Origin of the sequence: Microbacterium sp. 13-71-7, assembly GCF_002257455.1 — a bacterium.
In the GTDB taxonomy this organism is placed as follows: Bacteria; Actinomycetota; Actinomycetes; order Actinomycetales; family Microbacteriaceae; genus Microbacterium.
This window is the reverse complement of the sequence record NZ_NCKN01000301.1, coordinates 1-4174: the sequence shown is the minus strand read 5'-3', so window position 1 is coordinate 4174 and position 4174 is coordinate 1. Positions and strand designations below refer to the sequence as shown.

Here is a 4174-nt window from a genome sequence, read left to right as displayed (position 1 = left end):
CTTCCATGCGCTGCGCGACCTCGGCGTGGACATCGAGGACAACGGCAGCTGGGCCCTCCCGTTCACGATCCGCGGGCGCGGCCACATCCGCGGCGGGCGCGTCGAGATCGACGCCTCCGCGTCCAGCCAGTTCGTCTCCGGTCTGCTGCTCGCCGCACCGCGCTTCGACGTGGGCCTGCACCTCGTGCACACGGGCGAGCGGCTGCCGAGCATGCCGCACATCGACATGACCGTCGAGGCCCTGACCCGGCGCGGGATCAAGGTGTCCCGCCCGGCGCCAGGAGAGTGGATGGTCGAGGGCGGCGTGCCGCGGTCCAGGGAGATCGCGATCGAGCCCGATCTGTCCAATGCGGCGCCGTTCCTCGCGGCCGCGCTCGTCGCCGGCGGCGAGGTCTCGGTCGAGGGCTGGCCTGCGCGCTCCACGCAGCCCGGCGCCCTGCTGCCGGATCTCCTCGAGCGTCTCGGCGCCCAGGTGCGCCGCGCGGACGGCGTGCTCACGGTGCGCGGCACCGGTCGCATCCGCGGCGGGGAGTTCGACCTGTCCGCCGCCGGCGAGCTCGCGCCCACCTTCGTCGGCCTCGCCGCCCTGGCCGACGCGCCCACCGTGATCACCGGCATCGGCCACATCCGCCTGCACGAGACCGACCGGATCGCCGCGCTCGCGGGCAACCTGCGCGCTCTCGGCGGCGAGGCCGAGGAGCTCGAGGACGGCATCCGCATCGTCCCCGCCGCACTGCGGGCCGGCACCTGGCCCGCGCACCACGACCACCGCATGGCGACGACGGGCGCCCTCATCGGCCTGCGCGTGCCTGGTGTCGAGATCGACGAGATCGGCACCACGGCGAAGACGCTCCCCGAGTTCACCCAGCTGTGGGAGCGGCTGCTCGCCGTCGACGTCGCGGGGAGCGCCCGCGCGTGAGCTGGCTGGACGACGACGGCGACGACGAGCTCGACGACTTCGACGAGTCCCAGATCCGGATGCGCCCCAATCCGAAGGCCAATCGCCCGCGCACCAAGCGCCGTCCCGCGCACAGCGACGCCGAGATCGGGCGCGTGCTGGGGGTCGACCGCGGGCGCTACACCGTGCTGCTCGGCGAGGGCGGAGACCCCGACGAGGAGCGCACGATCACCGCGGCGCGGGCCAGGGAGCTGCGCCGCACCCCGATCGTCACGGGCGACGCCGCGCGGGTGGTGGGCGATGTCTCGGGCGAGGACGGGTCCCTGGGGCGGATCGTCGGCATCCTCGAGCGCTCCTCGCTGCTGCGCCGCAGCGCCGACGACACCGATCAGGTGGAACGGGTCATCGTCGCCAACGCCGACCAGATGCTCATCGTGGTCGCCGCGGCGGATCCGGAACCCCGCGAGCGCCTGGTGGACCGCTACCTCGTCGCGGCGCTCGACGCGGGGATCCGCCCGCTGCTCGTGGTGACCAAGACGGATCTGGCGGATCCGTCCGCGTTCCTGAAGCACTTCGAGGGTCTGGATCTCCAGGTCTTCACGAGCGCTCAGGGCGAGATGCCGGTCGACGAGATCGGCCGCGCGCTCATCGGGCACTCCACCGTGTTCGTCGGACACTCCGGCGTCGGCAAGTCCACGCTCGTGAACGCGCTGGTGCCGGGGGCGGGACGCGCCACCGGGCACGTGAACGAGGTGACGGGCCGGGGCAGGCACACGTCCTCGTCGACGGTCTCCCTGCGCTACGTCGCGCCTGACCCGGCCCTGGGGTCGGGCTGGGTGATCGACACCCCCGGCGTCCGCTCCTTCGGGCTGGGACATGTGGATCCGCAGAACATCCTCGCCGCCTTCACCGAGCTCGCCGCGATCGCGGAGAACTGCCCGCGCGGCTGCACGCACCGGGCCGACGCCGAGGACTGCGCGCTCAACGAGGCCGCGGCCGACGGGGCGCTCGGCGAGGCGGGCCTGGCACGGCTGGAATCCCTGCAGCGGCTGCTCGCCACCTTCGCGGACAAGCTCTGAGCGGACGTGCTCCGAGCGGACGAGTGCTGAGCGGATCCGCGCCCTGGCTTGCGGGTAGCCTGGAGGCGTGACTGCGCAGCGCCTCGAACCCGGATCCCCCGCCCCCGACTTCACCCTGCAGGACCAGGACGGTGCGTCCGTCTCGCTGCACGATCTGCGCGGCAGGAACGTCATCCTGTACTTCTACCCGGCGGCGATGACCCCCGGCTGCACGACCGAGGCGTGCGACTTCCGCGACAGCCTCGCGTCGCTCCAGGGCGCCGGGTACACGGTGCTGGGCGTCTCCCGCGACGACGTCGCGAAGCTCAAGCAGTTCGCCGAGCGCGACGCGCTCTCCTTCCCGCTGCTGAGCGACGCCGACCTCGCCGTCCACCACGCATACGGGGTGTGGGGCGAGAAGAAGAACTACGGCAAGGTGATCCAGGGCGTGATCCGCTCGACCTTCGTGATCGACGAGGACGGCGTGATCGCGCACGCCCTCTACAACGTCAAGGCCACCGGCCACGTCGCCCGCATCCGCAAGCTCGTGGGACTCGCCGCGTAGCGCGCGTCAGTCGTCCTGCTGCTCGGCGTCGGCGCTCCGGCGGGCCTCGGCCCCCGCGCGCCGCGTCAGCAGGAACAGCAGCACCGCGCCGATCGCGCCGGGGATCAGCAGCGCGAGCACGAACAGGACAGGGAACGGCCGCACGGTCAGCGCACTCAGCGCGACCGCGATCGCGAGGATCTGCACCACCATGCCGCCGCTGCGCCCGAACGAGCGTCCGCGCAGCACGGCGTAGGCCAGGGCGGCCAGGCCGACGGCTCCCACCGCGCTGAGCCCGATCAGCCCGAGGGCGGAGGGCAGGGACGCCGCGGCCCCTGAGCTCAGTCCGAACACCTCCCCGAGCGTGACCACGAGCAGCGCCGCCGCCTCCAGTGCGAGCACGGCGGCCGCCGCGATGGTCAGTCTCGACGGGCGCATGGGGGCTCCTGAGGGGGTCGTTCGGACGATGGCGTTCGCTCGCGGTTCGCCTCCCGTTCATGCGGAGTGCAGAAAATCCTTGATCGTTCGCCTTTCATGTAAGAGAATAGATCACAGCCATGTGCTCCCACAGCGGCGTGGGGCGAGCATCCGCTCGCATCACCGATGGGCGTCGACCCCCCGAACGCCGCCTTCGATTTCCGGGCACGCGAAATTCGCGCGCCCATGACATTTCCACACCGAGGAGCCCCCATGGATTGGCGCGACAAGGCCGCCTGCCTCACCGTCGACCCCGAACTGTTCTTCCCCGTCGGGAACACCGGTCCGGCCGTCGATCAGATCGAGAAGGCGAAGGCCGTGTGCGCCCGGTGCACCGTCACCGAGGTCTGCCTGCAGTACGCCCTCGAGTCCAGCCAGGACTCGGGCGTGTGGGGCGGACTCAGCGAGGATGAGCGCCGCGCCCTCAAGCGCCGCGCCGCCCGCGCCCGCCGCGCCGGCTGATCCCCGCGGGGTCGGATCGGGACGCGCGGCACCGCAGACTTCGGCTCCGGCCGCTGCGCAGTCCTCGCTCCGCCAGGGGTCGACGCATCGCGGATCCGCTGCGCGGACGGGCGTCGTGTCGACTCAGCCGTTGACCCAGCGCATGGGGAGGTCGATCGTGACCTTCGTGCCCACGCCGTCCGTGCCCTCCCAGACGATCGTCCCGCCGAGTTCGCCCTGGATGAGCGTGCGGATGATCTGCGTGCCGAGGCCCTGACCGATCCGTCCCTCGGGCAGACCGTGCCCGGTGTCGCTGACGATCACGCGCAGGTTCTCGTCGGTGCGCTGAGCCTCGATCGTGACCAGGCCCTCCTGCCCCGCGAGACCGTGCTCGACGGCATTGGTGACGACCTCGGTGAGGGCGAGCGCGAGCGGCGTCGCATACTCGCTGGGCAGCACGCCGAACCGTCCCGTGGACTGGGTGCGCGCCCGCGTGTTCGGCGCCGACGCCACCTCGGCCACGAGCTTCAGCACGCGCGCGAACACCTCGTCGAAGTCGACCTTCTGCGCGAGACCGCCCGCGAGCGTGTCGTGCACCACCGCGATCGACTCGACGCGGCGCATGGCCTGGGTCAGCGCATCGCGCGCCTCCTCGGAGTGCGTGCGGCGGGCCTGGATCCGCAGCAGGGAGGCGACCGTCTGCAGGTTGTTCTTCACCCGGTGGTGGATCTCGCGGATCGTCGCGTCCTTGGTGAT

General features: G+C 72.0%; 6 protein-coding genes. 4 read left to right on the top strand and 2 right to left on the bottom strand.

Features of this window, described 5'->3' with window-relative positions; all coding sequences use genetic code 11:
* The 3 genes from B7X32_RS19115 to bcp form a co-directional block, all read left to right on the top strand.
* The coding region (locus B7X32_RS19115) for a 3-phosphoshikimate 1-carboxyvinyltransferase (protein WP_292723338.1) at positions 1-919 on the top strand (919 nt) is incomplete at its 5' end.
* On the top strand, positions 916-1977 hold the full coding sequence (rsgA, locus tag B7X32_RS19110) for a ribosome small subunit-dependent GTPase A (protein ID WP_292723337.1): 1062 nt from the start codon (positions 916-918) through the stop codon (positions 1975-1977). The genes B7X32_RS19115 and rsgA, both read left to right, overlap by 4 nt.
* A gap of 67 nt (positions 1978-2044) precedes the next feature.
* Positions 2045-2521 (top strand): thioredoxin-dependent thiol peroxidase, encoded by a 477-nt coding sequence (gene bcp, locus B7X32_RS19105; RefSeq protein ID WP_292723336.1) that lies wholly within the window; start codon positions 2045-2047, stop codon positions 2519-2521.
* 6 nt (positions 2522-2527) lie between these two features.
* Here the strand turns inward: bcp and B7X32_RS19100 are convergent, their stop codons facing one another.
* Complete coding sequence (locus B7X32_RS19100; RefSeq protein ID WP_292723334.1) at positions 2528-2938, bottom strand: hypothetical protein; 411 nt, start codon at positions 2936-2938, stop codon at positions 2528-2530.
* A gap of 252 nt (positions 2939-3190) precedes the next feature.
* On the opposite strand from B7X32_RS19100, the gene B7X32_RS19095 reads away from it, so the two are divergent.
* A complete protein-coding gene (locus B7X32_RS19095) occupies positions 3191-3439 on the top strand; it encodes a WhiB family transcriptional regulator (protein WP_045249333.1) in 249 nt (82 codons plus the stop codon).
* A 123-nt stretch (positions 3440-3562) separates the two neighbouring features.
* Here B7X32_RS19095 and B7X32_RS19090 read toward each other — a convergent pair.
* The coding region (locus B7X32_RS19090; protein ID WP_292723326.1) for a sensor histidine kinase at positions 3563-4174 on the bottom strand (612 nt) is incomplete at its 5' end.

Bases quoted from the DNA above. Each gene is read 5' to 3' on its own strand.
- B7X32_RS19100 (WP_292723334.1), bottom strand. From the start codon at position 2,938: ATGCGCCCGTCGAGACTGACCATCGCGGCGGCCGCCGTGCTCGCACTG.
- B7X32_RS19095 (WP_045249333.1), top strand. From the start codon at position 3,191: ATGGATTGGCGCGACAAGGCCGCCTGCCTCACCGTCGACCCCGAACTG.